This is a genomic window from Pseudoalteromonas sp. NZS71_1 (assembly GCF_015864305.1).
Classification (GTDB): domain Bacteria; phylum Pseudomonadota; class Gammaproteobacteria; order Enterobacterales; family Alteromonadaceae; genus Pseudoalteromonas; species Pseudoalteromonas arctica.
Map to the genome: position 1 here is coordinate 63,344 of NZ_JADYXM010000009.1, position 26,333 is coordinate 89,676.

Sequence of the window (26,333 nt, forward strand, 5' to 3'; positions counted from 1 at the left end):
CATGGCACGTTATTTCAGACGTCGTAAGTTCTGCCGCTTTAAAGCGGAAGGCGTAAAACAAATCGATTACAAAGATCTAGCTACTCTTAGAAACTATGTTACAGAAAGTGGCAAAATCGTACCTAGCCGTATCACAGGTACTAGCGCTAAATTTCAGCGCCAGCTAGCAACTGCTATTAAGCGTGCTCGCTACTTAGCCCTTCTTCCATACACTGACTTACATAAGTAAGCAGCGGATTAACAGTTTTTAAAAGGTGTAGAAACATGCAAGTTATTCTACTAGATAAGATCGCTAACCTAGGTAGCCTAGGTGAACAGGTTGTAGTTAAATCTGGTTTCGCACGTAACTTCCTTTTCCCTCAAGGTAAGGCAGTTCCTGCGACTAAAGCTAACATTGAAACGTTTGACGCTCGTCGTGCAGAACTTGAAGCGAAAATCGCTGAACAGTTAGTTGCTGCACAAGCACGCGCTGAAAAACTAGAAGCATTAGCAGAAGTTACATTAGTATCTAAAGCTGGTGACGAAGGTAAGTTATTCGGTTCAATCGGTACTCGTGACATCGCTGACGCTATCTCAGCTGTTGGTGTTGAAGTTGCTAAGTCAGAAGTTCGTTTGCCTCTAGGTACTATCCGTGAGACAGGTGAATTTGACGTATCAATTTCAGTTCACTCAGACGTAACGGCTACTATTAAAGTAATCGTAATCGCTGAAGCTTAATTTTTAATTAAGCGACAAAAGCCGTGCTATTAGCACGGCTTTTTTGTGTCTGTAATTTGGCTAACTTTATTAGTTAAGGGCACTGTTAAATACAACCTCGTACAAGCCCCTTTTTTATTCAATTATTTTTTCATTCCCTTTAAACCTTTTCGAACTGTTATTACGTCTAACTTATCAATACACTAACTCAATAATAATAATTAAAAGGCGACATCACGGATGTTACACGTTAAACCCGAACAAACGCCTTTATGCGAAGCTAAACTCATTGAGCGTTTTAAATCAGGTGATCAAGGCGCATACACAACGCTTTATGAGTTACATATAAAACGAGTCTACGGTTTATGTCTACGCTTATTAGCGGACCAAGCGCATGCTGAAGATGCAGCCCAAGAAGTGTTTGTACAGGTATGGCGTAAAATAGCGCAATTTGACGGTCGCTCGCAGTTTTCTACTTGGCTCTACAGCGTTGCCAGTAATGTTGCGATTAACTACTTACGCAAGCAAAAAAATTGGCTGCAAAAAGTAGTGAGCATTGAACACTGCGGTATGGATGAGCAATCAGCTAATGACTGCAAAGGCTTAAATGGTCTCGATAAATTAATAGTAAGGCTTCCTGAGCGCGCACGTATGGTGTTTGTGTTGTTTGCAATCGAAGGTTACAGGCACGAGGAAATAGCCGAGCAATTAGGTATGGCTGTTGGTTCAAGTAAATCGCAATATCATCGTGCTAGGCAGCTACTACAAGAGTGGTATGAAAATGAATAAACCAAATTTTGACGACTATTTAAATGAGTCATTAAACACGCTTGATAAAGACATTACGCCACAAAAAGACCTGTGGGCGGGAATTGAGCGAGCAATGGTTAGTAATAAGCAGGACCTAAAAGGCACTGCTATTTGGCCAAAACTAACAGCAATAGCTGCCTGCACATTAGCTGCTTTAATTGCTGTAAATCTATTTGTTATAGCGCCTGAGCCACAACCCGTAGTGGCTATAAGTGATTACTTTTCGGCGCAAAAAAACAGTTTGTTGGTTGAATATGAAAATAAAGAAGCATTGACCACTAACTGGCAAACGCAGCTACAAGAGCTTGAAAACGCAGAGCAAGCAATAAAGCAAGTTCTTAAAAATGAGCCACAAAACCAAGCGCTACTAACAATGTTAGCGCAAATATATCAACAACAACTTGATTTAATTAACAAGGTGCATGCGCCACGTTGGCAGCACATTTAGGAGTACGACATGAAAGCGATTTTATTAGGACTGAGCTTATTTCCGTTGGCGGTATTAGCGGGTGAAAAAATAGATAAGCAAATAGACGTACCAAGTGGCGGCACTATTTTTATTGAAAACCAACGCGGTGATATACATATTAAAGGCTGGGATAAAAACGAATTTAAAGTATCTGGCGAGCTTGATGACAAAGCCGAGGGTTATGAGCTTAAAACAAATGGCGATAAAACTCAGTTTATTGTAAAAATGCCACGTAAATCAAATTGGAGTAATAATGGCGATGGCTCAAGCCTAACCATATTTATGCCTAAAAGCAGTAGTTTAGAGTTTGCTGGCGTTAATGTATCGGTGACTGCAAAAGAGCTAAAAAATGGCGCTGAAGTTGACGTGGTTAATGGCGAAATTACGGTAGATGATATTACTGGCAACATTAAGCTCACCACCGTAAATGGTGATGTAAATGCAGAAAACCTAAGTGGTAATATTCAATTTGAAACCGTTAATGGCGAAATTAACGATAGGGAATCGAGTGGTGAACTACGTTTTAGCGCTGTTAATGGCGATATTAAATCAACCTCAAGCGCCAATGATGTGCGCCTTGAAAATGTAAATGGCGATATAGATTTTACGCTATCGTCAATTAAAAACTTACGTATTAACACGGTAAATGGCGAAGCCGAAGTACATATTAAAGAGCTTTTAAAAGGCGGTGATGTACGTTTTGAATCGGTAAGTGGCGATGGTGATTTTTACTTTCCTGACAGCATATCTGCAAATTTTGAAATTAAAGCGCACGCTAATGGCAAAATCATTAATAAAGTTACTAGCGATAAAGTCAGTAAAGCTAAATACGGCCCAGCCAGTGATTTAGAATTTAGCATTAATGGCGGTAATGCTAATGTTGAAATGGATACAATTAGTGGACGCATAGAGCTTCGTATTAAATAACGCTCATTCACCTTCACGATTACAAAAAGCAGGAAAAGATTTCCTGCTTTTCTATTTGCACAGCCCCTTCAAGTCGATAGAATAGAGCCATTCAATTTTACTACTGTGAAGTTATGGCCAAACCAGATAAGCAAGTCGATACACTTAAAGTTCCTCCCCATTCAATAGAAGCTGAACAATCTGTTTTAGGTGGCTTAATGCTTGATAACCAAGCTTTTGACCGCGTAGCGGAGCTTGTTGTATCACAGGATTTTTATACCCGCACGCACAAGTTAATTTTTGAGGCGATGACGGCACTTGCTGAGATTGGCGATCCGATAGATTTAATCACTATTTCTGAAAGTTTAGAAAAAAATAATAAACTGGCAGGAATTGGTGGCTTTGCTTATTTAGCAGAAATAGCTAAAAACACGCCAAGTGCTGCTAACATTGACGCTTACGCAAGTATTGTACGCGAACGTGCTGTTGTACGTGAAATGATTGGCGTAGCGAACGAAATTGCAGAAGCGGGTTTTAACACCGAAGGACGTACCAGTCACGACTTACTCGATTTTGCCGAAAGCAAAGTGTTTAAAATAGCTGAGCAACGAACAAAAAATAATGAAGGCCCGCAAAGCATTCATAGCATCCTTGAAAAAACCGTTGATAAAATAGAAGAGCTTTATCAATCACCACAAGATGGTGTTACGGGTGTAAGTACAGGTTATGCCGATCTTGATAAAATGACGACGGGCTTACAGCCTTCTGACTTAATTATTGTTGCAGCGCGTCCATCAATGGGTAAAACCACTTTTGCGATGAACCTTGCAGAACATGCTGCAATGACTCAAGACAAACCAGTATTAATTTACTCTCTAGAGATGCCTTCAGAACAAATTATGATGAGGATGTTAGCGTCTCTTGGCCGTATTAACCAAACTAAGGTACGTACTGGTCAATTAGATGATGACGATTGGGCACGACTTTCATCAACAATGGGCTTGTTGATGGAAAAAGGTAAAATGTACGTTGATGATGCATCGGGCTTAACACCTACCGATGTACGTTCACGTGCAAGGCGTATAGCCCGCGACCACGGTGGCATTAGTATGATCATGGTCGATTACTTGCAGTTAATGCGTGTACCAAGCCTTGCTGATAACCGAACGCTAGAAATTGCTGAAATTTCACGTTCACTTAAAGCACTAGCAAAAGAGCTAAAATGTCCGGTTGTTGCGCTTTCGCAGCTTAACCGTACGCTAGAGCAACGTGCCGATAAACGTCCTATTAACTCAGATTTACGTGAGTCGGGGTCGATAGAGCAAGATGCCGATTTAATCATGTTTATTTACCGTGATGAAGTTTATAACGAAGACAGTACTGACAAAGGTATTGCCGAAATTATCATAGGTAAACAACGTAACGGCCCAATTGGTAAAGTGCGTTTAACATTCCAAGGTCAATTTTCTCGCTTTGATAATTACGCGGGACCAGCGGTAGATGATGATTACTAATGCGCCTAGCCACTGCTGAAATTAATTTAGCTGCACTTGCGCATAATTTAGCGCAAGTTAAGTGCTTTGCACCTAACAGCAAAGTAATGGCGGTGCTAAAAGCAAATGCTTACGGGCATGGTTTAGTAACGATTGCGCAGCATTTAAATAATGCTGACGCATTTGCTGTGGCGCGAATAGATGAAGGGCTTGCCCTTCGAGCTGGGGGCTTAACAAAGCCAATAGTTTTACTAGAAGGCTTTTTTAACAAAGCCGACTTACCTATTTTACTCGCTAATAACTTTCAAACTATTATTCATGATGAATACCAATTAGCCGCGCTTGAAAAAGCAAAGCTCGATGCGCCAATAACATGCTGGTTAAAAGTAAATACAGGTATGCATCGACTAGGTATTGCGCCAGAGCAGTTTGAAGAGTTTTATAACCGCTTACAAAAAACACCTAACGCCAAAAATACCGTTAATTTAATGACACACTTTTCGTGTGCTGATGATGTTGATAATGCCAAAACGGTTCAACAAATCACGTTATTTGATAACTTAGTGAATGGCATTGACCAAGCACATTGTTTATCAAATTCTGCTGGTATTATTGCATGGCCGAGCGGCCATGGTGATTGGGTACGCCCTGGGCTTATGTTATATGGCGTATCGCCAATGGCAAATAGCATTGGGCAACAACACAAATTAAAACCAGTTATGCGCTTAACTACGCGCGTAATTGCAGTGCGTAATGTACCAGCCAATGAGGCGGTAGGGTATGGTGGTCGTTGGAAAAGCGATAAACCAACCAAATTAGCCGTTGTGGCTATGGGTTATGGCGATGGTTATCCTCGGCACGCTAAAGAGGGCACACCAGTAATAATTGGTAAGCAGCGTTATGGTATTGTTGGCAGTGTTGCTATGGATATGATTAGCGTAGATATAGGCGCTAATGAGCACAATATTAAAGTGGGCGACAGAGTCACTATGTGGGGCCCTGAGCTACCAGTTGAAGAAATAGCATTATGCGCTGATACTATCCCCTACGAGCTATTATGTAATATTACACCGCGCGTAAGTTATGAGTATCAGCGTTAATACAGCTATAAAGCGGTATTTACTCTTTTATAAAGTAAACGTCGCTAAAGCCCATACGGGCAAATTCTTGGTCGCGAAAGTTACGAACAGAAGCAGACCCTTTTGAGGTCATTTCTATTTGCTGTACCATGCTTAAGTAATTAGTTAGATCAATACCTTCGGCGGCAGCAATTGCTTGATACATGTCGTGGTATTTATCTTTAGCGAAATTAATCTCGCGCGGTTCGTTTTTATATTTGTAGGTTATTCTACGTGCCATATTAAGCTCATTTCAATTGAGTGTTGCAGCGATTTTACACTGTATTTAATAACGGCTCTAGCATTGAATGACTTGTTGTAATCGGTAATTAAAATAAAGAGTCAAAAATGAAATTATCAGTAGAGATCAGTAAATACCCACTTCACCAAGATTATATCCCGTTTATTCAGGGCTTTATTGACAGATTAAACGAATACGATGATTTAAAAGTGATTACTAACACGTTATCAACGCAAATTTTTGGTGATTACGATTTAGTAATGCAGGTGTTAAATACCGAAATTAAACGTTCATATGAAGAATTTGGTAAAGCTATTTTTGTATGTAAGTTTCTCTCTGGCGACTTATCGCCTGAATAACCTATAATACCAACCTGCATAAATCTTTGATCAATTTAACGAATTAAATTGCACTATAACGTCGTTAAAAATTTTTTATTTAGAGCAACTAGATACAAAAATTTTTGCCTAGTTCTAGCGTAATTTTCTTAACGTTAAATAGACCCCGTATATAAGCAGATTGGTATAACAATCGGCACAACTAAACGGTAACTGCATAATATGGACTTTTTAACACAAACCTTAAGTGGTTTTACAGCAATGTCGCATTGGGAATATATTGCGGTAGGGTTGTCGATGGCTTATTTATTATTAGCAATAAAAGAAAGCTTATGGTGTTGGCCAGCGGCATTTTTTAGCACGCTCATTTATACAATAATGTACTGGAATGGCGCATTACTTATGGAGTCGTTACTTAATTTTTATTATATGTATATGGCTGTATTTGGCTGGGTTGTATGGCGTAAAGGCAAAGCTGCAAATTTAAATATTACATCGTGGTCGATAAACCGTCATGCTGTTTTAATTAGTTTAACAACCGTAGCTGCAATAGTTATTGGTTACGTTATGCAAAACTATACTCATGCCGATTTTGCTTATCTTGATAGTTTTACAACGTGTTTTGCCGTAGTAACTACTTACTTAGTGGCTAAAAAAGTCCTCGAAAACTGGCTGTACTGGATTGTAATAGATGCCGCTTCTATGTATTTATATTATGAAAAAGGCTATTACCCAACGCTAGCACTCTTTATATTTTATACGATTATGGCAGCGTGGGGCTTTAAAACTTGGTACGAAGAGTACGAACAAAGCCAAGCTAAGCCTCTAGCACAGCTTTAATCAATGATTGAGCATACTAAGTTAGTAAAAATGTGTAGTGCGCTTATAGAGCCTACAAGCATTGTTTCAAGCGAGCGATTACTTAATGGCTTTAGTAACGATAACTTTTTAATACGTACCGAGCAACAAGGGTATTTGTTAAAGTGTTATAAAAGCCATTGGCCAAGTGACGGCCTTGAAGCGCAGCGCTTTTTAAGTGACTTTAATATATGTCCTGTGCCTATTTGGCTTGATAAAGAAAATGGTCGTGCGGTATTTAATTATATTGAAGGCAAGAGCGCGCAATCGGATATAACGCTTAGCTTTATTAATAAACTTGCTCAAGTGCACAATTACAAAGTGTCTACCGCGCCAATGGATATAGCTAAAGAGCTTCATTTTTATCAAAGCACCGACGTATATACGCAATATAAACCTCAAATAGAGAAGGCACTCAAAGCCGTTGCAGCTATGTCATTTAATGCAGGCTTTTGTCATAACGACTTAGTAAAAGACAACATTATTGTAAATGCTTCAGGCATGTATTTAATTGACTTTGAATATGCACAAACTAATGATGTGTATTTTGATTTGGCAGCCCTTGCAGTGAGCTTTAATCTTAATGAGAGCAGTGAAAGTGCATTGTTAAATAACTATAAAAATAGTATCGATAAAACAAAAACGTTTAATCCTTCAATGGATAAGCTGAATTACTATAAGCTGTTTTTTTTAGTGTTATGTATTGGCTGGTATGAAGAGCGCAGCATAACTAGTAAATCTGTAATGTTACGCGCGCAGCTAACTAAACTCGTTAATAATACTTTTTTATAGATGTTAAAGACCACCAAAGCGCTCGGCGAGCTCTTTGTATTTTGTTACTTCGGCTGTATCAAATTGTGGTTCACCATTTTCATCTTCTGATTTAGCAATTAATAAACTTTCTCTAGAGAGGCGTTTTACACGCTCTACTTTTACACCTAAAAACTCAGCAACTTGCTCAGTAGACATTAAACTCATCATTATTTCCTCGTATTAAATCCATCCGCACAGCGACAATCATAGTTTCAATGTTACTAAACCGTTACTGTTTCCTATTCAATAAGAATAAATAGCGTGTTTTTAAGCCATTGTGAAGTGTTTTATTTAAAAGAGTTTAATTAATAAGCATATAAGCTGATGTTACTGGTATTTATTTAAAGATCTCTTTATCATTGCTGATGCTAAAGCACTGATATCGCGAGTTGGTGTGGCGGCAACAAATGTGCTCTCGTGGTGAAATGGATATCACGTGGCCCTCCGGAGGCTGAGTTGTAGGTTCGATCCCTACCGAGAGCGCCATTTGCTTTTACATCTACTAATATTCCTCTCTATATTATCTAGCTTCTCATTAATTACTTTTATATTTAAAAATGTATTACTGCATAAATTTTGAAATTTTATTGTAAGAACAGCTTTCTAGTTATTTATACAATGCAAAATTGCATTATTCAAAATGTTATCTAACGTTATGTATGCATATACGACGAAATTATAAATGAGGAAAACCGATTCAATGTTAAATAGTCAGTTAGAAATACTCGCTCAAGGACATGCTTATCTTGAAAGTGTAACTAAAGAGGATTATTCGCAAATCGTTGCTCCTAATTTCATTAGTTCAGCTGGGTCACATATGCGCCACATTATCGATCATTACCAGTCTTTAATGACGGGCTTTGGTATAAATAATATTGATTACGATAGTCGCCTACGCGGCAGTAATATTGAAAGTAACCCCTGTGAAGCTATAAAAAAAATTGCCGAGATAGCATCGTGGATTGAACAGCTAAGTACAGATGATTTTAATAAACCGCTGTTACTTTCAAGCGAAGTATCAATTAAAAGTAAAAATGTACAAACTGTAACAACCTCATTAGCACGAGAGCTTATATTTGTAGGAAGCCATGCAGTACATCACTATGCGATGATTTCACAAATTACCTTTGCACAAAAAGCATCATTCGATCAGAACTTTGGGTTAGCACCAAGTACAGCCACTTTTTTGAGAGAAAAAAGCCAACAAAGCCAATTAAAATCACTGCAAAGTTAATATGTGCACTTTAAGTTACTTCCTAACTGATGATGGCTACGAGTTGTTTTTTAATCGTGATGAACAAAAAACACGAGAAATGGCACTCGCCCCGAGTAAGCACACAGATAACGCAATTTACCCTATCGATCCGCAAGGGGGTGGTACTTGGCTTGGTGTATCGCATTGGGGGCAAACGTTAGCTTTATTAAACGATTATCAAAGTGCATTTGATATAACTGCCGTAAAGCACAGCAGAGGCCTCTTAATCCCGCATTTACTAAGCAATAATACCCCTGCATTGTCTCAATTAAAAAATATGGATTTATCGGGTTACGCGCCTTTTAAATTGTGTATTTTTCCGGATGAATTATCGCTAAATAATGGTCACATCGCTTTTGTTCGATGGGACACAAAACAATTAATCGATTGCCAAGTTGAATCGCTTGCAACGTCGTCTGGCGTTGAGCTAGAAACAGTTACACAAAAGCGTAAACAACAATTTAAGCAACTTATTGACTTAAGATATCCTGCAAGTGAGCAGTTTTTAGCATTTCATTACAGCAAAGCCGAGCAAGGCCAATATGGTGTAAATATGCAAAGAGAAGATGCAATGACAGTCAGTATTAGCCATATTAAAGTTGGTAACACTATACGCTTTAATTATTTTGATAAGCAGTCTCAGCTCATTAGCAGCATTAGTTGTTTAAAAGTGGCTACAGCTTAACTAAATATTTTTATAGCTGTTACATAACTAAAAAAGTCGACGCAATTAATTGCGTCGACTTTTTTGTTGCTCTATTTTCATCTGCTGTATTAATACAGCAGATGAAAATTATGAGTGATTTATATAATCATCTTTTTTATCACCAAGGTAGAGCTTAAGTAGCTTTTCAGGCGCACTTGGTAGGTGCACACTTAAAAGTAATCCAGGGGTGTGATTAAAGTTACTGTCAATTCCCATACAATGAAATTGAGCGCCTAGCTTATGATATTGCTTTAATAAAATCGGTATGTCTTTTTTATCTTCTTCTATTCCCATAACCAATGTTGATACATGATCTATGTTTAACGTGTGATCACTAATGAAGTCTTCAAACTCTGGATGAATTTTTTTATTAAAAGGCGTATTGGCGCTAACACCTTGTTTATTATTAACCATAGCATGGTCAATAATTGCGACAGAACGAGGGTCGTAAAGCTTACTTAATGAAACCGTGCCATATAAAGTCCTATAACGTGGGTTTTGCGACATAAACGCACCGATCCCTTTAAATAGCAGTAATAAGCCATGGTAACTGCCTTGATGTTTTTGAACTATAAACGAGCGACCCATTTCCAAGCACGGCTGTTGTTGATTAATAAAAGAGGGTTCAAAATTAAACATTTGCGATAAATAAAGGGCGCTCACGTCGCTATTTTTTTGTAATAAATCAGTTTGTCCAATTCGATAAGCTCCAATGATCTCTTCATTTTTATGATCAAAAATAAATAAATGCATGTAGCTTGCGTCAAACTTATCGGTATCACATGGCTCGCCGCTTCCTTCGTTCAATGTACGAAAGGTTATTTCTCTAAGGCGTGTTATTTCAGCAACACAATTAGGTATTTGATCTTGATAACCGTAATAAACGGAGTAACTTTTAAAGTCTAATAAATGCTGCTCGCTTGGTAAGCTAGCAAGTTCACTCGTCATTTTTGTTTTATCAACATCCTGCATAATCGCTTTTAGTTGCATTGATTGGGCATCGTCTTGCCAAGGTGTTACAAAGCGTTCATCGTTTAAATAGCAAAGCAGGCGCGCAATATCGTTAATGTCGCCAGTTTTCTCAAATTTATTTAATAACTTGGGTGTAAGTAAATTACCAGCACCTAAATTAATGGACCTTTTTTGAATTTTAAGTAATTCACGTATTAGCATTAATAATCTAAATCGGTAGTAAATACGTCCCAAATTGTAAAACATAGGGCTATTTTGACCACTAATAAACACAGGTAATAAAGGGGCTTGTGTTTTTAAGGCTAGTTGAGCCGCTAAGCGATTCCATTGACCGTCGGTTACACGTTGTTTTTTTGATTGAAAAAACGAAACCCTGCCAGCAGGAAAAACCACAAGTAAACCATCGTTATTTACATGTTTAAAACACTGTTTAATTGCACTGGTGTTAATGGCTGCTTTTGGTTTTAGCGGATTGGCAAAAATAAAATAGTCTTTAATTTCTGTAAATATTTTTAAACCAACGTTAGCCATTACTTTAGTATCGCTACGATAATGGGTGAGTAATTTAGCAATTATTACGCCCTCAATCATGCCATAAGGATGGTTACATACTACTATGCAAGGGCCTTGCTTAGGTATTTTGTTAATAACACCTTGTGCGCCAAGTACATTAATACCCAATACATTTAAAAGCTTTTCACTAAACTTCTGCTTATCTAAACCCGATAAATTATTAGAGAGGTATATATCACGCAGTTTATTTATACCTAGTAAGCTATCGAGCAGTGGAGCGGCTACTTTTAATATATGACCCAAAGGCGAGGCTGTGTTTATTGCAGCCACACTTAGGTTTGATACGGGGTGGTTTAGTTTTGTCATATATTAGTACTCTTAAGAATTTAAAGCAGTTGTTATTAAGTGCTGTGTATATTGAGACCGAGGCAAAACAATATTATGTTCAAGAAAGGTTAATAAAGTTCGCTTTTTTATAATAATTAGATAAATTTTATAGCTAAATCACCTGCTTTTTAGTGATAAGCAATTTAGTGTAGTTGAGATGAAAGCGTTTAATTATTTAAAAGTAAAATAATCAGAATTACAGTGCAGCTCTAATAGGGCTGTAAATAATGGTTTTAGTTATATATAACTACTTACAACTCAAAAACTAGACTTTTAGGCTTAATTAATGCTATTTAAGGTACATATTCCTTAATAGAAAAATCCCGCCTTTATGCTAATTACTTTGCCCGTATCTGAGCTTACTCCTGGTATGTATGTTGATAGCGTTACTAAGCAACATGAAGGGATCAATAGCATAAAAATTAAGACCAGTGGCTTAGTACGCGATAGATCTATTATTAAGCGTTTAGTCTCTGAAGGGGTGCTTGAGCTGCTTATAGATTTTGCTAAAGGTGATGCCCCAGTTCCTGCCAAATATAAGCCTCAAAGCAAACCTAAAACATCTAATAGCCAGCAAAAAGCCGAAAAAACACCTATAGCAATCTCAATTGAACAAGAATTTGCTAAAGCGAGTGTCAATTACGATCAGCATGGCCGAAAGCTACAGTCGTTATACGGTGACTTAACATCTGGCCTGAGTGTTAATATAAAAGTGCTTGATGAAATAGCCAGCGAAATAGTCAGCTCAGTTTTTCGTAACGCCAACGCCATGACTATTCTTACTCGTATAAAAGATAAACACAGCTATAACTGGCGGCATATGATCAACTGCGCCATTTTTACCGCTGTATTTGCTAAATACTTAGGGTACAAAATGGCTGTTGTGCAAGAGCTTGCTATGGGCGCGTTACTTCATGATTTAGGCCAAGCTAAATTACCGCAGGGTATATTTTCAAAGCCAACTAAGGTTACTAATAATGAGCTCTTAGCGATTAAAAAGCATGTAGCGCAAGGTTTGGGTTTAGTTAAAGGCGAGAAGGGTATAACACCCCTTATGCTTGATATGATAGTAAATCATCATGAGCGCTTAGATGGCTCTGGTTATCCGCGAGGCCTACAGGCAGAGAAGTTAAGTCGTCCAGCGCGTATAATGGCAATTGTAGATGTGTACGATGCAATGACTGCCGATAGAATGCATCAAGATGGTGATGAACCAATCAACGCATTGCGGTACTTATTAGCCAATAAGCAATTGTTTGATGGTGAGTTAGTACAGCGTTTTATAAAGTGTTTAGGGGTTCATCCGGTAGGAACTATTGTAAAATTAACGAATGAACGTTTAGCCTTAGTGCTTGAAGGGAACGTATTAAATCCTATTAAACCTAAAATTAAGCTATTTTATAATGCTAAGCACAATCATCATGTTACACCGAAAGACATCGATTTAAGTGAGCACACCCAAGAGCTTAAAATACTATCAAGTGTTAAGCCCTTAGATTATCAGATTAATTTGTCTCGCCTGCTAAAAGAGCATTTGTTGAACTAGTTTTACTGCATTGCCTTTTTTTAGTTTGTTTTGCAGAAATAAACGCACCCAAAAAGCAATTTCCCATCAGTGTTAACCATAACAAAGTGCCTAGCTCTACGTGCAATGCAAAACAACACAGCGCTAAAGAAATCAACGCATTTAACATTGCCCCTAGCCAATAATGGTTTACGGGGTTATCGCATTGTCCTGCTTGAGTACATGCACAGTAGTTTGCTTTGTAAAAGCAAAACACACTCGCCCCACAAAATATTAGCCCTGTAATAATAAATAAAATGATCACAGTTTTACTTCCATTGCGATTTTATAATGAGTGTAAGTTGCTACTAATTTCAAGTCAATCTAAATGATAATTAATTACATTTAGAGTGTTTGCTCTAATACCACACTTCTCATCCGATGAGTTTTAAATAGTTGTTAAAATGTCGTTAAAAAACATGTTTTTTACTGTCTTTTGACGTATTCATAGAGTTTTTTACAAAAAATTAAGGTAGTGTAATCACGTTTTAAATCCTAATAACAACACACATAGTACCCAGACAGTCAGTTTGGTTAAGGACTCAACAATGAAATTTTCTAAAACTCTTATTGCAGCTTCGCTTGCATTTGTTTCAGCTGATAGCTTTGCAGCTGCGTTTCAATTATCAGAGCAAAATGCATCGGGTTTAGGCCGTGCATACGCTGGTGAAGCTTCTATCGCAGACGACGCGTCTGTAGTTGCACGTAACCCTGCACTAATGACTTTATTTAAAGAAAAGCAACTAAGTGTTGCTGCTATTGGTGTAATTCCAGATGTAAGTATTGAAGGCGAAAGTACTAATAACGGTATTGACCCAAGTGCATTAGATGACGACAGCATTGCACCAAGTGCTGTAGTACCTGCTATTTACTTTACTATGCCTTACAACGATAAAGTATCGATTGGTTTTGGTGCATTTTCTAACTTTGGTTTATCTACAGAGTTTAACGACGAATACGTTGCTGGCCAAATTGCTGGCGAAACAGAAATCTTTACTGTTAACCTTAATGCAAGCGTTGCTTATAAAGTAACTGAGCAATTCAGCTTTGGTATTGGTTTAAACGCTATTTATGCTGATGCAACTGTTATTCGTAAAGTGGGTGCTAATGCAAGCGGTATTGATTTTGGTGCTGATGCTGTAAACCTTCAAGGTGATGATACTGGTTTTGGTTTAAACGTTGGTTTAATGTACCAGCTAGATGATAACAGCCGTTTTGGTTTTAACTATCGCAGCGAAACAGACATCACATTTGATGGTGACTTCTCAAACGAGTTACCAGTAGGCGGTACTGGTGGTGCTAAGCTTCCAGGTGCAGTTGATCTAACACTACCAGCTATTGCTGAGTTTTCTGGCTCACATCAGCTAGATGACAAGTTAGGCTTACATTACAGTGTATTATGGACAGGTTGGAGCAGCTTTGAATCACTAGAAGCACAAGTAACGTTACCAACAGGTGATAAGTTTGTTGCGTTTGAAAAGCAAGAGCAGTTTGATGACTCTTTCAGATACTCTGTAGGTGCTGATTACCAATACAACGAAGATTTACTACTTCGTGCCGGTGTTGCATTTGATGAGTCTCCAGTATCGCAAACACACCTTTCTATCTCTATTCCAGATACAGATCGCTTTTGGTTCTCGTTTGGCGGTAACTACACAATTGATCAAAACTCTAACGTTGACCTTGGTGTAAGTATCATCCGTGGTAAAACACAAACGTTCACAGAAGCTGATGACTCGGGCAGCCAGTGGGGCTTCGAATCTAAAGGCCACGCGGTATTACTTGGCGCTCAGTACAACTACAAGTTCTAATGTAGAAGTGTCTTGTGGTTAATCACAGGGCACAAAAAAGCCGCTCACTTTAATTAAAGTGAGCGGCTTTTTTAATGCCTATTAAATAGTGTTAATAGGCATTTTATGAAAGCTTATAAACTTTCTATTTTAGTTTTTTGCTCAAGTAGCTTAGTTTTAGCATCGCTAAACTCAGCTAGTTTTGCATTTTCTTTAGCAAGTACAGCTTCTGGTGCGTTGTTTACAAACTTTTCGTTAGCGAGTTTGTTTTGCACTTGTGCTAGGCCTTTTTCTGCTTTTTCGAGTTGCTTATTAATACGCGAAAGCTCGGCTTCCACATCAATTAAGCCCGCCATTGGGATCATGATCTCAAGGTTGCCAACATAAGACGTTGCACATGCTGGTGCGTCGTCTTTGTTTTCAAGCATTGTAAACTCTTCAATTTTTGCAAGTGATGCTAAAAATGATTTGTTTTCTTCAATGCGTCGCACGTCGTCGCCCGATGCATTAGCAAGTAATACGCTAAGTGGTTTACTTGGACTAATATCCATTTCACCACGAATATTACGAATAGCTAAAATGAATTGTTTAACCCACTCTAAGTCGTCCATTGCTTTAGCATCAACGCTTGCTTCATTATATACAGGGAACGGCTGAACCATAATGCTGGTGTTTGCTGTTTCAAGGCCTGCAAGTGGCGCAACACGCTGCCAAATAGTTTCAGTGATGTATGGCATCATTGGGTGCATTAAACGCAGTAAGCTTTCAAGTACGGTAATAAGTGTATTACGTGTACCACGTTGCTGCGCTTCATTACCTTTAAATAATACCGGCTTAGTTAGCTCTAAGTACCAATCACAAAACTGGTTCCAAGTGAATTCGTAAAGTGTGTTAGCAGCTAAGTCAAAACGGTAGTTATCTAAATGCTCTGTGTAGGTTTTAACGGTTGCTTCATATTGACCTAAAATCCAGCGGTCAGCTAATGAAAGCTCCGTTTGAGCACCGTTTGCAAAACCACAGTCTTGCTCTTCTGTGTTCATTAATACGTAACGGCTCGCGTTCCATAATTTGTTACAGAAGTTACGGTAACCTTCAAGGCGGTTCATATCCCAGTTAATATCACGACCAGTAGATGCCATTGCAGCAAGGGTAAAGCGAAGGGCGTCGGTGCCGTGTGCTTCAATACCGCCTGCAAATACTTTACGCGTATCTTTTTCGATTTTAGCGGCAAGTTTTGGCTGCATCATGTTACCAGTACGTTTTTGTACTAGGTCTTCAAGTTCAATGCCGTCAATCATGTCTAGTGGGTCAAGTACGTTACCTTTTGACTTAGACATTTTATCGCCATTATCGTCACGTATTAAGCCAGTTACATACACGGTTTTAAACGGAACTTGTGGTTTGCCATTTTCGTCTTTTACAAAGTGCAGCGTCATCATAATCATGCGCGCAACCCAGAAGAAAATAATATCAAAACCAGTTACCAACACGTCAGACGGGTGGAAGGTTTTTAAATCATCGGTATTTTCTGGCCAACCTTGTGTAGAGAACGTCCAAAGCGCTGATGAGAACCACGTATCAAGTACGTCTTCGTCTTGGCTTAGCGTTACACTATCTGCAATGTTGTTTTCACGGCGTACTTCAGCTTCGTCGCGACCAACAAATACGTTACCTTCATTGTCGTACCAAGCTGGGATACGGTGACCCCACCAAAGCTGGCGTGAAATACACCAATCTTGTACGTCGTTCATCCACGAGAAGTACATGTTTTCGTATTGCTTAGGTACAAATTGAATATCGCCGTTTTTAACAGCGTCTTTTGCAGGCTCAGCAAGTGGTGCAACACGTACATACCATTGGTCGGTAAGTAGTGGCTCAATTACCACACCAGAGCGATCGCCGTAAGGAACCGTTAAACCATGGTCTTCAATTTTTTCAAGTAGGCCAAGTTCTTCAAATTCTGCCACAATTGCTTTACGCGCTGCAAAACGATCAAGCCCGCGCAAGCGCTCAGGAATTGGCGCATCAAACTCAAGCTCTTTACCGTCAAAGGTGTATGTTTCACCTTGGGTAAGAATAGCGGCGTCTTTATCGAAAATGTTGATCATCGGCATTTGATGACGCTTGCCCACTTCGTTATCGTTAAAGTCGTGCGCTGGGGTTATTTTTACACAGCCCGTGCCTTTATCTTTATCGGCATGTTCGTCAGCAACAATTTTAATACGACGATTAACGATAGGTAATAAAATATCTTTACCGATTAAATCTATGTAGCGCTCGTCATCAGGGTTTACTGCAACACCCGAGTCGCCAAGCATGGTTTCTGGACGGGTTGTCGCTACTACAATGTAGTCTTTTCCGTCTTGCGTTGTAACGCCATCAGCTAGTGGGTAACGTAAGTTCCACATGTGGCCTTGCTTGTCTTTGTTTTCAACTTCAAGATCAGAAATAGCCGTGTGTAATTTTGGATCCCAGTTTACTAGGCGCTTGCCTCGGTAAATTAGGTTTTCTTTGTGAAGGCGTACAAACACTTCTTTAACAGCTTCAGATAAACCATCATCCATTGTAAAACGTTCACGATCCCAATCAACAGATGCGCCAAGGCGGCGAAGTTGCTTAGTGATAGTGCCGCCCGATTCTTTTTTCCATTCCCAGATTTTATTAATAAAATCTTCGCGGCCTAAATCGTGGCGTGTTTTGCCTTCTTCGGCATGCAGTTTACGCTCAACTAACATTTGCGTTGCAATACCTGCGTGGTCAGTACCTACTTGCCATAATGTGTTGTTACCTTGCATACGTTTAAAACGCGTTAGGGTATCCATTATTGTATCTTGGAAGGCGTGGCCCATGTGTAAGCTACCAGTGACATTTGGCGGCGGGATCATAATTGAATATGGTACGCCTTTGCCAGATGGCTTAAAGTAGCCTTTTTGTTCCCAGTCTTGATATAGAGACTGTTCAATATCTTGCGGATTGTAGGTTTTATCCATTACACAGAACCTTAAATAAGTACTTAAATTAGTTGGTTAGTTTGCCTGATTGGCTAGCTATTAATATCTTGCGTGGTGAGATTGGCACCGAGTTGGCGTAGCTTTTTAAAACGCTCGCGGGCTGCTTGTTTAGCCGCTGCTTCTACGGGTACAAAATCAAAAACTTGGTTAAACCGACGAATGTAATCCGGTAACTGAGTAGCCAAGTTAATTAAAACTTTACGATTGCCAACAGGTGGCGTAATACCAATTTCTACAGGTGCGCCGCCTTTAGGGCCTTCACCTTGTAAATTATGTGGCACAAAACTATCTGGATCGAATGCCCAAATTATTTCATCAATGGCACAGGCAGCTTCGTTATCGTTAACACAAATAAACACACGCTGCCCATTTCGATACTGATCGGCCGCAATTTGAGCAGCCAAAGCAAAATGATCGTCAGCCTTCGCTTTAGACTCATCTTGTTGCTTTAGAACGAAAAATTTAGCGTTCATGTTCATTGTATCGGGGTTTCCCATGACATTGAATGTATACCAAATTGATATACATAAATTAAGAGGCAGATTTTGCCATATAACGGGGTTTGCTTCAATTAATACACAAATAAATAAGGCGCCAAATGGCGCCTTATAAATAGCTAAACAGTGTGTTTAATCTTGAGCGGCTTCACTTACGCCAGCTCTATTTAATAAATACTGAGTAAGCATTGGTACAGGTCGACCCGTTGCGCCTTTTTTAGCGCCACTGCGCCACGCTGTACCGGCAACATCTAAATGCGCCCAATGATACTTTTTAGTAAATTTAGACAAGAAACATGCCGCAGTAATAGTACCCGCAGAGCGTCCACCTAAGTTTGTAAAGTCAGCAAATGGGCTTTCTAGCTGATCTTGATAGTCATCCCATAACGGTAACTGCCATGCGCGGTCGCCACTTTGCTCAGACGCTTTTAATAAATCGTGTGCAAGTGGGTTATGGTTTGATAGTAAACCAGTCGCATGCGCGCCAAGGGCTACAATACAAGCGCCAGTAAGTGTTGCTACGTCAATAACCGTATCTGGATTAAAGCGTTCAACGTACGTTAGTGCGTCGCACAATACTAAACGACCTTCAGCGTCGGTGTTTAACACTTCAACTGTTTGCCCCGACATTGTTGTTAAAATATCACCCGGGCGATACGCGTTTGAGCCAGGCATATTTTCACAGCCAGCTAAAACACCAATAACGTTAATTGGCAATTGCATTTGTGCAAGTGCACGCATTGCGCCAATAACACCTGCAGCGCCGCCCATGTCGTATTTCATTTCGTCCATGCCTTCGCCTGGTTTTAATGAAATACCGCCTGAGTCAAACGTTAAGCCTTTACCAACAAGTACAATAGGGGCTTGGTCGTCAGCGGCGCCTTTGTAGTTAATAATCGACATAATTGATTCGTTATCACTACCTCGGCCAACAGCTAGGTAAGAATTCATACCTAGTTCTGCCATTTGCTTTTCGCCAATAATATCAACAGTGATGTTGTCAAAATTAGTCGCCAACTCTTGTGCTTGCTCGCCTAAGTACACTGGGTTACAAATATTTGGTGGCATATTAGCCACGTCTTTACACAGCTTACTACCTGCTGCAATGGCTAAACCATGCTCAATGGCACTTTCGCCAATCGTTAGTTCGCGTCGTGTTGGTACGTTAAACACCATTTTACGAAGTGGACGACGAGGGTCTACTTTTTTACTTTTTAATTGGTTAAACGTATATAAGCAATCTTGCGTTGTTTCTACTGCTTGACGAACTTTCCAGTAAGTGTCGCGACCTTTAACGTGTTGCTCTGTTAAAAAGCAGACTGCTTCCATAGAGCCTGTTTCGTTTAAGGTATTAATAGTTTTAGAAATAATTTGTTTATATTGCTTATCGTCAAGCTCGCGCTCTTTACCACAACCTACAAGCAATATGCGCTCGCTTAATACATTGGGTACATGATGCAATAATAAAACTTGGCCTGGCTTACCTTCTAAGTCGCCACGGCGAAGTAAATTAGAGATATAGCCATCACTAATTTTATCGAGTTGTTCACCAATGGGGGATAACCTACGTGGCTCGTAAACGCCAACCACAATACATGCGCTGCGCTGTTTTTCTGGGCTACCACTTTTTACGTTAAATTCCATTGTCACTCCTGATTTTGAGTCATTTAAGTTAGTAAGTTGGGGCTAAAAAAGTATTTTCTAGTCTTATCTACGTAACTTATGTGCGGATAATTTTAATTTTAGCTGATTTTGCTAGACTCTTACTGTGTAATTGAACTTTATATGCTTAAGGGCTACTAATGCAACATTATATCGTGCACTTAGGTAGGATAATTAAATTTGATGGCTTATAATAATAGCCTATTTGCCGGTATTAATTGGGTAAAATAGCTATTTAACTATTCAATTCTCACTATCGTAGTGAAATTCCATGTTTAACAGGGGCGAGCATTGCTAATTTTCCGTTATTTGACCGCTGAGGTTTTAAAATCGCAGGTCGCCGTATTTTTAACTTTAATGACAATCTTTTTGTCACAAAAGTTAGTTGGTATTTTAGGTGATGCCTCTGAGGGCAGCATTCCTGCTAAATTAGTGCTATCGATGATTGCACTAAAGCTTCCACAACTGGCCTCGCTAATACTTCCGCTGAGTATATTTTTAGGCATTATTTTGGCTTACAGCCGTATTTACGCCGATAGCGAAATGACCGTCCTTAAAGCCTGTGGCGTAAGTGAATGGTATGTTGTGCGCGTAACGCTTATATCAAGCGTTGGGCTTGCCATATTAGCCGCTGCATTGACTATGTATATAGCGCCGTGGGCAAGCGAGCAAGAGTATCAATTGAAAGAACAAGCCAAAGCCGATGCAGGGTTATCTGCACTCAGAGCTGGGCGGTTCCAAGAAACCGGTAACGAAAAAGCCGTGGTGTTTATTCATAATATTGAAAAAGGCGGCAAAGAGCTCAATAAGGTATTTGTTGCACAGTTACCTGATAGCGAAAAAGGCAATCTAGCGCGCTTAGTATATGCACAGCAAGGTGTTGTGGTTGAAGCCGTAAATGGTGAGCAACAGCTAGTACTAACAGACGGTAAACGTTACGAAACAGACGGCACAACGCCTGCACTTAATTTAACAGAATTTGATGGTTACAGCGTACAAATACGAGAACAAGAAATAGAGCATCAACGCCGTAAATTAGAGGCTGTGCCAACTAACCAATTATTGGCTATAAACACTCCTGAATCTATTGCTCAATGGCAATGGCGACTCGCTATTCCGTTATCAATCCCGCTACTTACCTTACTGGCAGTGCCACTAAGTGTGGTTAATCCTCGCCAAGGTAAATTTGCAAAACTAGTGCCTGCTATTAGCTTGTACTTAGGCTACTTTATTTTACTAAATGCCGCTAAATTTGCAGTTGAAGATGGCAAAATCCCGCCTTCAATCGGCTTGTGGTGGATTCATCTAAGTGCCTTGTTTATAGGTGGGTTATTAATTATAAAAGGGCGACCACTGGGCGCTTGGCTTAAAGCCGTTGTAACTAAGCGGGAGTTAGGCTCATGATGAAAACGCTTGATTGGTATTTAGGCCGCAGTATTTTACAAACTACTGGCTTTGCATTGTTGGTACTTGTTGGTATTAGCACCTTAATTAAATTTATCGACCAGTTAAAGTCAGTAGGGCGCGGCAGTTACGACTTAATGACCGCAATGCTTTACACGCTTTACACAATACCTGGCGATTTAGTGGTGTTTTTTCCGATGGCCGCGCTAATTGGTGGCTTAACGGGTTTGGGGGCACTTGCCTCAAACAGTGAGCTGGTAGTGATGCAAGCCGCTGGTATGTCGCGCTTACAAATAATTGGCTCTGTGATGAAAACAGCCATATTTATGGCTGTATGCATGATGGCACTTGGCGAATGGGGTGCACCTGAAGCGCAATTACACGCTAAAGAAATGCGAAACCAAGCAATACATGGCGGCGATGTGTTTAATACACAAAAAGGTGTATGGGCTAAAGACGGCAATAATTTTATTAATATTGAAGATGTTGATGAAAACGGCAGGCTCAACGGGGTACACATGTACCACTTTGATAAATCGTTAGAGCTTACCCAAATTACTAAAGCAAGAGATGCACTGAGCCGAAAAGAAGGCTGGCTACTTCGTGACGTAAATAAGGTTATTATTACTAGCGAAAAAACCACAACAGAGCAATTACCAGAAGAGTTTTACCCTTCGCAACTCACAGCTGAAAAGTTAGGGGTTGTTTCGGTAAAACCGGAGTCACTTTCATTTACTGGGCTTTGGTCGTATTTAAGTTACTTAGAGCAAAACGAACAAGACACAAGTACCTATGAGCTTGCTCTATGGCGTAAGTTGATGCAGCCAGTATCTGTTGCGGTAATGCTGCTGGTGGCGCTCTCGTTTATATTTGGCCCACTGCGTACCGTTACTATGGGCGCACGTATTATTATGGGTGTTGTAACGGGGATTGTGTTTCACTTAACTAATGAAATATTTGGCCCTGTCGTTATGGTTTACCAAATACCTGCCATTATAGGGGCGGTATTGCCCAGTATTATATTTATAGGCTTTGCGACATATTTGATGAATAAACGGGTATAGAGTACCAATTCAAAGCATTAAAAGGGTGACCACTGGTCACCCTTTTTGCTTTTTAATTACTGCTTAATTACCGCTTAACTCACGATTTGAAAAGTTGGTATTAATCAAGCTCACTATAAATACGTCTGTTTTCTTCTTTAGTAAGTGCAATAACTTCTGTTTTAGAGATGTAATCTTGCAGTGCTTTTTTGTTTTTAAAATCTACTAACACCACCAAATTACCTAAACCGAGTAAAGCGCTAACGCTGCGGATAATTGATTGCGGCCAGCTAATTAAATTACCCTCGAGAGTTTGTACTTTTAAACGCCATGCACGCATGCCAATGGTTTGCCCGCTTTTAGTCCAAAAGTAGCCAAAAAATACTAAGGTAACAATAATTAAAAGAGCGGTACGAATACCCGAAAGAAGATTTGAATTTTGAATAAAGGCAGATACATCCTCTGCGCCATTTAAACTAATTACATCGAGAGAAATAAGCCCTTGTACTGCAAATAAATACAGCACTACAGTTAACATCGCAAACGCAATAATGGCTAACGTATCGTAAACTAACGACGCAAAACGGCGCCAAAAACCAGCACGTGGAAACTCACCCGACATAAATACACTCTCACTATTAATATGCGAGCTAGTTTAGCAAAAAAGCTTACAAATACTAAGACATGTTAATGTTTAGAGAGGGAATTGATTTTATTGCTTTAAGTTATTACCTACAGGGGAAATGAAAAAGACCCTGCTATTGGTAGCAAGGCCTTTTAATTTATAGCGGATTTAACCTAGCTTGATAGCAAGGTATTTTATGTCGTCACCACTTATTTGCGGTAAAAAATAAATATCGCCGTATTTAAAATACTGCTGCGAGTTAATTATTACGGCCTGTGCTGCCTGAGGCAATGAATCGTAAGTTTGGCCCAAGCTATAATCATTCACATTCCCCACTTTTATTGCCTGATTAAGACGGGTTGGTGGCTCATCAACCACTGTATAACCGTCATTATTTGCGACGTAATACACGTTTTGATATGTGTAGTAGGTGGTATTGTGATGCTTAAAATGCCTGTAATTTCTTGGTAGCGTATTTATACGCAGGCCTCTAGGTGGCGTAACTACATGGTAGCCTCTTTTAGCTTTACGGTAGTAAAGGCCGTCGTTAAACGTAAACGAAATACCATTAAATCTAATCGATGCGCTATTGCGTGGTAAATGGTTTATAAATCGATTTTGTCTGTAAGCGACTGAATTATTATGGCTTGTTAAGTAGTTATATTTGCGCTGGTTGTAGCGGTATTGTTCACGCTTTTCCTGCTTGTACTTAGCAAGTTTACGTTTTTCTTGCTTACGGTCTTCTCGTTTTTCTTTTTTATGCTCAATACGCTGCTTTTTTTCATGGCGGCGTTCATCGCGTTTATATTCAACACGTTTGTCGTGGTCACGTTTAAAGCTTTTATCATTCTCTCGCTCGTTTTGTGCTCCAAGCGCAGAGCCTGATACTGCGCCAATGGCGAGCAGTGCAGGTAGTAAAAAAGTAAGTTTCATAGTATTGCCTCGTTTATGTTTTTACATAACTGGGTTCAATACTAGCGGTTCAAACTGAATGTTAACTGACATACAACAGCAAACGGAGCTATGCTTACAGCTTTTTACATTTTACTGACGGTTCTTGACATAATATCTAGTTTTTGACGATTTTTAAGGGTAATTCTGTTCTTTTTAAGGGGGGTTATTACGAGAGATATTTTAATAATACTGCTATTAAATTATATATTTGGACTTTTTTGTTGTGCTTAGAAAACGTTATTTCCGTGCATTTTAGATGGGAAAATACCAATAATAGAGTTTAAATGGTGTAAAAAGCTAAGTTTGCGGCGCGTTGTTTATTGCCGCAAACATGACTTTATATTTTAAAGTACGCATTTATCTTTTAATAAATTTAAGGCTAGGGTGATACGTTATGACATTAACTTTAACAAATGCTGTGTTATTAACGTTTCTTTTAACAACTTTAACTGGAACATACTTGATTACCTTAGTCTGGTTAATTTTTTTCAGTTCTCGTTTTAGCTGAACCTTTTTATATTCTTGCTTTGTATATCTATCATGTGGTGCTGCAAATGCAGAACTAGATAAAGTGCCCATAACTAATAGTGCAGGTAGTATAAATGTAAGTTTCATAATATTGCCTCGTTTGTGGTTAACATGGCTAGTATTGACGTTTGAAACTGAATGCCAACTGCATATAGGGGCAACTGTAGGGAGGCTTTACACCCTTTTACTTATCTTTACTATTCTTGACGCTAATACCAATCCGCAGTAATACTTAATCAATTTGAGGGATTCAATCTAACGCTAACTCTATTAAAAAATGACTGATATATGGCTGCATAAATGCAGAAGGTAGAGAAATGAAAGAGCAATTGTCGAGAACAATTAATAACAAATTCAGCAGTGTTATCAACATAGTTGTCTCATCTCAAAACAGGTAGCTTAATTAAGCTACCTGTTATAAAGCCGTATCGGTTCTATACCAATTCCATATATCGTTTAGGTTGACTACTTTTGATAAAAAGGATAATCGCTATAACCTACTTCAGTACCGCCATACATAGTGGCTGCATCGGCCTCGTTAAACGTCCAATTATTCGCTATACGCTCTGGTAAATCAGGGTTAGCTATAAATGGGCGACCAAATGCAAATAAGTCACCGTAACCTTCACCTAAAATACGCACCGCTTTTTCTACTGTGTATTTACCAGCATAAATAATGCGACCTGAAAATTCAGCTCGTACTGCTTTATAAAATTCTTGTGGTAAATCAGGAGCATTTTCCCAATCAGCTTCCGCTATTGATAAGTAAGCAATACCTGCTTGCTCAAGCACTTTAACGGCTTGTACATAAGTATGATGAGGGTTTGATTCAACAAGTCCTAAATACACTCGTGTTTCATCTGTGCTTTCAAATAAAGGAGCAAAGCGAACACCTAAACGATCAGAGCCTACAACGTCACTTACCGCTTCAACTATCTCTTTTAAAAAGCGCAGGCGATTACTAAGCGTTCCACCGTATTGATCGTCACGGTTATTAGTATGTTCAGAAATAAACTGATTAACTAAATACCCGTTAGCACAATGAAGCTCTACGCCATCAAAGCCTGCTTCTAGAGCATTACGTGCAGCTTGCGCATACATGTTTACCAGCTCGCCAACCTCAGTAGTACTTAGTGCACGGGGGGCACTTGGTTCAGCCAATGCGCCTTCACCAGGTGCGGTTTCAATAAATACTTTTACATTGTCAGCAATAATATCTGAAGGGCCAACCGGTTTACCTGAATTTGGTTGTAGTGTGGCGTGCGATACGCGCCCTACATGCCAAAGCTGAGCAAAAATAACACCGCCTTTAGCATGTACTGCATGTGTTACTTTTTTCCAGCCTTCAATTTGTGCTTGCGAGTGAATACCTGGGGTCCAAGCGTAACCTTGTCCACGAGGTTCTATTTGTGTGCCTTCGGTAACCATAAAACCAGCCGATGCCCGCTGCGCATAATACTCAGCCATTAATTCATTAGGAATATTGCCAGGCTGAGTGCTGCGAGAGCGAGTAAGAGGTGGCATCACAATACGGTTTTTAAGTGTAAAAGGGCCAAGCTCAATTGATGAGAATAAAGGGGCGGTATTAACTAATTCTGATTTCATTTTAAATTCTCTTATAAAGCAAACAAAGGCTTAAATAGTGGTTAAGCAACATTGGCAGCATAGAGATTTAAAGAT

27 protein-coding genes and 1 tRNA gene are annotated in these 26,333 nt (G+C 39.3%); 17 read left to right on the forward strand and 11 right to left on the reverse strand.

All coding sequences use genetic code 11. The annotated features are described in order from the left end of the window. Position 1: 1 nt before the first annotated feature. The 7 genes from rpsR (at position 2) to alr (ending at position 5,474) form a co-directional block, all read left to right on the forward strand. Positions 2-229 (forward strand): 30S ribosomal protein S18, encoded by a 228-nt coding sequence (rpsR, locus tag I6F43_RS13700; RefSeq protein WP_007378475.1) that lies wholly within the window; start codon positions 2-4, stop codon positions 227-229. Positions 230-264: 35 nt separating this feature from the next. Further along, positions 265-717: a 50S ribosomal protein L9 gene (rplI, locus tag I6F43_RS13705; protein WP_002962755.1), complete on the forward strand. Its 453-nt coding sequence runs from the start codon at positions 265-267 to the stop codon at positions 715-717. Between the two features lie 219 nt (positions 718-936). Further along, positions 937-1,485, forward strand: a complete 549-nt coding sequence (locus tag I6F43_RS13710; protein ID WP_197102767.1) for an RNA polymerase sigma factor — start codon at positions 937-939, stop codon at positions 1,483-1,485. Then, on the forward strand, positions 1,472-1,954 hold the full coding sequence (locus I6F43_RS13715; RefSeq protein ID WP_024607941.1) for a hypothetical protein: 483 nt from the start codon (positions 1,472-1,474) through the stop codon (positions 1,952-1,954). The genes I6F43_RS13710 and I6F43_RS13715 overlap by 14 nt, the downstream gene beginning before the upstream one ends. Before the next feature lie 9 nt (positions 1,955-1,963). Next, on the forward strand, positions 1,964-2,902 hold the full coding sequence (locus tag I6F43_RS13720) for a DUF4097 family beta strand repeat-containing protein (protein ID WP_197102769.1): 939 nt from the start codon (positions 1,964-1,966) through the stop codon (positions 2,900-2,902). 113 nt (positions 2,903-3,015) lie between these two features. Then, positions 3,016-4,395 (forward strand): replicative DNA helicase, encoded by a 1,380-nt coding sequence (gene dnaB, locus I6F43_RS13725; protein WP_007587308.1) that lies wholly within the window; start codon positions 3,016-3,018, stop codon positions 4,393-4,395. Further along, positions 4,395-5,474 carry an alanine racemase gene (gene alr, locus I6F43_RS13730; protein ID WP_007587306.1) on the forward strand — a complete coding sequence of 360 codons (1,080 nt, stop codon included), beginning with the start codon at positions 4,395-4,397 and terminating at the stop codon, positions 5,472-5,474. The genes dnaB and alr overlap by 1 nt, the downstream gene beginning before the upstream one ends. A gap of 19 nt (positions 5,475-5,493) precedes the next feature. Here the strand turns inward: alr and I6F43_RS13735 are convergent, their stop codons facing one another. Further along, positions 5,494-5,733, reverse strand: a complete 240-nt coding sequence (locus tag I6F43_RS13735) for a DUF2960 domain-containing protein (protein ID WP_007587305.1) — start codon at positions 5,731-5,733, stop codon at positions 5,494-5,496. Positions 5,734-5,840: 107 nt separating this feature from the next. Between I6F43_RS13735 and I6F43_RS13740 the strand changes: the two genes are divergently transcribed. From I6F43_RS13740 to I6F43_RS13750, 3 genes are all read left to right on the forward strand, one after another. After that, positions 5,841-6,092, forward strand: a complete 252-nt coding sequence (locus I6F43_RS13740) for a hypothetical protein (protein WP_007587304.1) — start codon at positions 5,841-5,843, stop codon at positions 6,090-6,092. Between the two features lie 201 nt (positions 6,093-6,293). Continuing rightward, the gene (gene pnuC, locus I6F43_RS13745; RefSeq protein ID WP_007587303.1) at positions 6,294-6,911 is read left to right on the forward strand and encodes a nicotinamide riboside transporter PnuC; all 618 of its coding nucleotides are present in this window, start codon (positions 6,294-6,296) and stop codon (positions 6,909-6,911) included. A gap of 3 nt (positions 6,912-6,914) precedes the next feature. Continuing rightward, complete coding sequence (locus I6F43_RS13750; RefSeq protein ID WP_197102771.1) at positions 6,915-7,721, forward strand: phosphotransferase; 807 nt, start codon at positions 6,915-6,917, stop codon at positions 7,719-7,721. 3 nt (positions 7,722-7,724) lie between these two features. Here I6F43_RS13750 and I6F43_RS13755 read toward each other — a convergent pair whose 3' ends face one another. Continuing rightward, entirely contained in the window at positions 7,725-7,907 is a 183-nt protein-coding gene (locus I6F43_RS13755) for a hypothetical protein (RefSeq protein WP_007587299.1), read from the reverse strand. A 246-nt stretch (positions 7,908-8,153) separates the two neighbouring features. On the opposite strand from I6F43_RS13755, the gene I6F43_RS13760 reads away from it, so the two are divergent. The 3 genes from I6F43_RS13760 to I6F43_RS13770 all read left to right on the forward strand — a co-directional run bounded on the left by I6F43_RS13760 (position 8,154) and on the right by I6F43_RS13770 (position 9,682). Beyond that, positions 8,154-8,228, forward strand: a tRNA-Arg gene (locus tag I6F43_RS13760). A 214-nt stretch (positions 8,229-8,442) separates the two neighbouring features. Continuing rightward, positions 8,443-8,976, forward strand: a complete 534-nt coding sequence (locus I6F43_RS13765) for a hypothetical protein (protein WP_024589710.1) — start codon at positions 8,443-8,445, stop codon at positions 8,974-8,976. A gap of 1 nt (position 8,977) precedes the next feature. Beyond that, the gene (locus I6F43_RS13770; RefSeq protein ID WP_024592246.1) at positions 8,978-9,682 is read left to right on the forward strand and encodes an NRDE family protein; all 705 of its coding nucleotides are present in this window, start codon (positions 8,978-8,980) and stop codon (positions 9,680-9,682) included. A gap of 108 nt (positions 9,683-9,790) precedes the next feature. On the opposite strand, the gene I6F43_RS13775 is transcribed toward I6F43_RS13770, so the two are convergent. Then, positions 9,791-11,554: a lysophospholipid acyltransferase family protein gene (locus tag I6F43_RS13775; RefSeq protein WP_197102774.1), complete on the reverse strand. Its 1,764-nt coding sequence runs from the start codon at positions 11,552-11,554 to the stop codon at positions 9,791-9,793. A 352-nt stretch (positions 11,555-11,906) separates the two neighbouring features. Between I6F43_RS13775 and I6F43_RS13780 the strand changes: the two genes are divergently transcribed. Further along, positions 11,907-13,121, forward strand: coding sequence for an HD-GYP domain-containing protein (locus I6F43_RS13780; protein WP_007587289.1), 1,215 nt, complete (start codon positions 11,907-11,909; stop codon positions 13,119-13,121). Here I6F43_RS13780 and I6F43_RS20155 read toward each other — a convergent pair. Then, the gene (locus I6F43_RS20155) at positions 13,081-13,404 is read right to left on the reverse strand and encodes a hypothetical protein (protein WP_024592106.1); all 324 of its coding nucleotides are present in this window, start codon (positions 13,402-13,404) and stop codon (positions 13,081-13,083) included. The two genes, I6F43_RS13780 and I6F43_RS20155, sit on opposite strands and share 41 nt — an antisense overlap. Before the next feature lie 283 nt (positions 13,405-13,687). Here I6F43_RS20155 and I6F43_RS13785 point away from each other — a divergent pair, with 283 nt between their 5' ends. Beyond that, positions 13,688-14,950 carry an outer membrane protein transport protein gene (locus I6F43_RS13785; RefSeq protein ID WP_121954265.1) on the forward strand — a complete coding sequence of 421 codons (1,263 nt, stop codon included), beginning with the start codon at positions 13,688-13,690 and terminating at the stop codon, positions 14,948-14,950. 113 nt (positions 14,951-15,063) lie between these two features. On the opposite strand, the gene I6F43_RS13790 is transcribed toward I6F43_RS13785, so the two are convergent. The 3 genes from I6F43_RS13790 to pepA form a co-directional block, all read right to left on the reverse strand. Continuing rightward, entirely contained in the window at positions 15,064-17,919 is a 2,856-nt protein-coding gene (locus tag I6F43_RS13790) for a valine--tRNA ligase (protein WP_197102780.1), read from the reverse strand. Positions 17,920-17,972: 53 nt separating this feature from the next. Next, on the reverse strand, positions 17,973-18,419 hold the full coding sequence (locus I6F43_RS13795) for a DNA polymerase III subunit chi (RefSeq protein WP_007587285.1): 447 nt from the start codon (positions 18,417-18,419) through the stop codon (positions 17,973-17,975). Between the two features lie 150 nt (positions 18,420-18,569). Continuing rightward, positions 18,570-20,081 carry a leucyl aminopeptidase gene (gene pepA, locus I6F43_RS13800; RefSeq protein WP_007587283.1) on the reverse strand — a complete coding sequence of 504 codons (1,512 nt, stop codon included), beginning with the start codon at positions 20,079-20,081 and terminating at the stop codon, positions 18,570-18,572. A 309-nt stretch (positions 20,082-20,390) separates the two neighbouring features. On the opposite strand from pepA, the gene lptF reads away from it, so the two are divergent. Both lptF and lptG read left to right on the forward strand, forming a co-directional pair. Then, positions 20,391-21,503 (forward strand): LPS export ABC transporter permease LptF, encoded by a 1,113-nt coding sequence (gene lptF, locus I6F43_RS13805; protein WP_007587281.1) that lies wholly within the window; start codon positions 20,391-20,393, stop codon positions 21,501-21,503. Further along, entirely contained in the window at positions 21,500-22,567 is a 1,068-nt protein-coding gene (gene lptG / locus I6F43_RS13810; RefSeq protein WP_007587278.1) for an LPS export ABC transporter permease LptG, read from the forward strand. The genes lptF and lptG overlap by 4 nt, the downstream gene beginning before the upstream one ends. Positions 22,568-22,667: 100 nt before the next feature. On the opposite strand, the gene I6F43_RS13815 is transcribed toward lptG, so the two are convergent. The 4 genes from I6F43_RS13815 to I6F43_RS13830 all read right to left on the reverse strand — a co-directional run bounded on the left by I6F43_RS13815 (position 22,668) and on the right by I6F43_RS13830 (position 26,258). Continuing rightward, positions 22,668-23,168 (reverse strand): RDD family protein, encoded by a 501-nt coding sequence (locus I6F43_RS13815; RefSeq protein ID WP_007587274.1) that lies wholly within the window; start codon positions 23,166-23,168, stop codon positions 22,668-22,670. 171 nt (positions 23,169-23,339) lie between these two features. Further along, positions 23,340-24,104: a DUF6515 family protein gene (locus I6F43_RS13820; RefSeq protein WP_165722072.1), complete on the reverse strand. Its 765-nt coding sequence runs from the start codon at positions 24,102-24,104 to the stop codon at positions 23,340-23,342. A 378-nt stretch (positions 24,105-24,482) separates the two neighbouring features. Beyond that, entirely contained in the window at positions 24,483-24,740 is a 258-nt protein-coding gene (locus I6F43_RS13825; RefSeq protein WP_170072658.1) for a hypothetical protein, read from the reverse strand. Positions 24,741-25,118: 378 nt separating this feature from the next. After that, positions 25,119-26,258 (reverse strand): alkene reductase, encoded by a 1,140-nt coding sequence (locus I6F43_RS13830; protein WP_197102781.1) that lies wholly within the window; start codon positions 26,256-26,258, stop codon positions 25,119-25,121. Positions 26,259-26,333 lie beyond the last annotated feature (75 nt).

Bases quoted from the DNA above. Each gene is read 5' to 3' on its own strand.
- I6F43_RS13775 (WP_197102774.1), bottom strand. From the start codon at position 11,554: ATGACAAAACTAAACCACCCCGTATCAAACCTAAGTGTGGCTGCAATA.
- I6F43_RS13740 (WP_007587304.1), top strand. From the start codon at position 5,841: ATGAAATTATCAGTAGAGATCAGTAAATACCCACTTCACCAAGATTAT.
- I6F43_RS13710 (WP_197102767.1), top strand. From the start codon at position 937: ATGTTACACGTTAAACCCGAACAAACGCCTTTATGCGAAGCTAAACTC.
- rplI (WP_002962755.1), top strand. From the start codon at position 265: ATGCAAGTTATTCTACTAGATAAGATCGCTAACCTAGGTAGCCTAGGT.
- I6F43_RS13830 (WP_197102781.1), bottom strand. From the start codon at position 26,258: ATGAAATCAGAATTAGTTAATACCGCCCCTTTATTCTCATCAATTGAG.
- rpsR (WP_007378475.1), top strand. From the start codon at position 2: ATGGCACGTTATTTCAGACGTCGTAAGTTCTGCCGCTTTAAAGCGGAA.
- I6F43_RS13820 (WP_165722072.1), bottom strand. From the start codon at position 24,104: ATGAAACTTACTTTTTTACTACCTGCACTGCTCGCCATTGGCGCAGTA.
- I6F43_RS13765 (WP_024589710.1), top strand. From the start codon at position 8,443: ATGTTAAATAGTCAGTTAGAAATACTCGCTCAAGGACATGCTTATCTT.
- I6F43_RS13815 (WP_007587274.1), bottom strand. From the start codon at position 23,168: ATGTCGGGTGAGTTTCCACGTGCTGGTTTTTGGCGCCGTTTTGCGTCG.
- alr (WP_007587306.1), top strand. From the start codon at position 4,395: ATGCGCCTAGCCACTGCTGAAATTAATTTAGCTGCACTTGCGCATAAT.
- pepA (WP_007587283.1), bottom strand. From the start codon at position 20,081: ATGGAATTTAACGTAAAAAGTGGTAGCCCAGAAAAACAGCGCAGCGCA.
- I6F43_RS13755 (WP_007587299.1), bottom strand. From the start codon at position 7,907: ATGAGTTTAATGTCTACTGAGCAAGTTGCTGAGTTTTTAGGTGTAAAA.
- I6F43_RS13750 (WP_197102771.1), top strand. From the start codon at position 6,915: ATGATTGAGCATACTAAGTTAGTAAAAATGTGTAGTGCGCTTATAGAG.
- pnuC (WP_007587303.1), top strand. From the start codon at position 6,294: ATGGACTTTTTAACACAAACCTTAAGTGGTTTTACAGCAATGTCGCAT.
- I6F43_RS13720 (WP_197102769.1), top strand. From the start codon at position 1,964: ATGAAAGCGATTTTATTAGGACTGAGCTTATTTCCGTTGGCGGTATTA.
- dnaB (WP_007587308.1), top strand. From the start codon at position 3,016: ATGGCCAAACCAGATAAGCAAGTCGATACACTTAAAGTTCCTCCCCAT.
- I6F43_RS13795 (WP_007587285.1), bottom strand. From the start codon at position 18,419: ATGAACATGAACGCTAAATTTTTCGTTCTAAAGCAACAAGATGAGTCT.
- I6F43_RS13825 (WP_170072658.1), bottom strand. From the start codon at position 24,740: ATGAAACTTACATTTATACTACCTGCACTATTAGTTATGGGCACTTTA.
- I6F43_RS13735 (WP_007587305.1), bottom strand. From the start codon at position 5,733: ATGGCACGTAGAATAACCTACAAATATAAAAACGAACCGCGCGAGATT.
- I6F43_RS13780 (WP_007587289.1), top strand. From the start codon at position 11,907: ATGCTAATTACTTTGCCCGTATCTGAGCTTACTCCTGGTATGTATGTT.
- I6F43_RS13790 (WP_197102780.1), bottom strand. From the start codon at position 17,919: ATGGATAAAACCTACAATCCGCAAGATATTGAACAGTCTCTATATCAA.
- I6F43_RS13785 (WP_121954265.1), top strand. From the start codon at position 13,688: ATGAAATTTTCTAAAACTCTTATTGCAGCTTCGCTTGCATTTGTTTCA.
- I6F43_RS13770 (WP_024592246.1), top strand. From the start codon at position 8,978: ATGTGCACTTTAAGTTACTTCCTAACTGATGATGGCTACGAGTTGTTT.
- lptG (WP_007587278.1), top strand. From the start codon at position 21,500: ATGATGAAAACGCTTGATTGGTATTTAGGCCGCAGTATTTTACAAACT.
- I6F43_RS13715 (WP_024607941.1), top strand. From the start codon at position 1,472: ATGAAAATGAATAAACCAAATTTTGACGACTATTTAAATGAGTCATTA.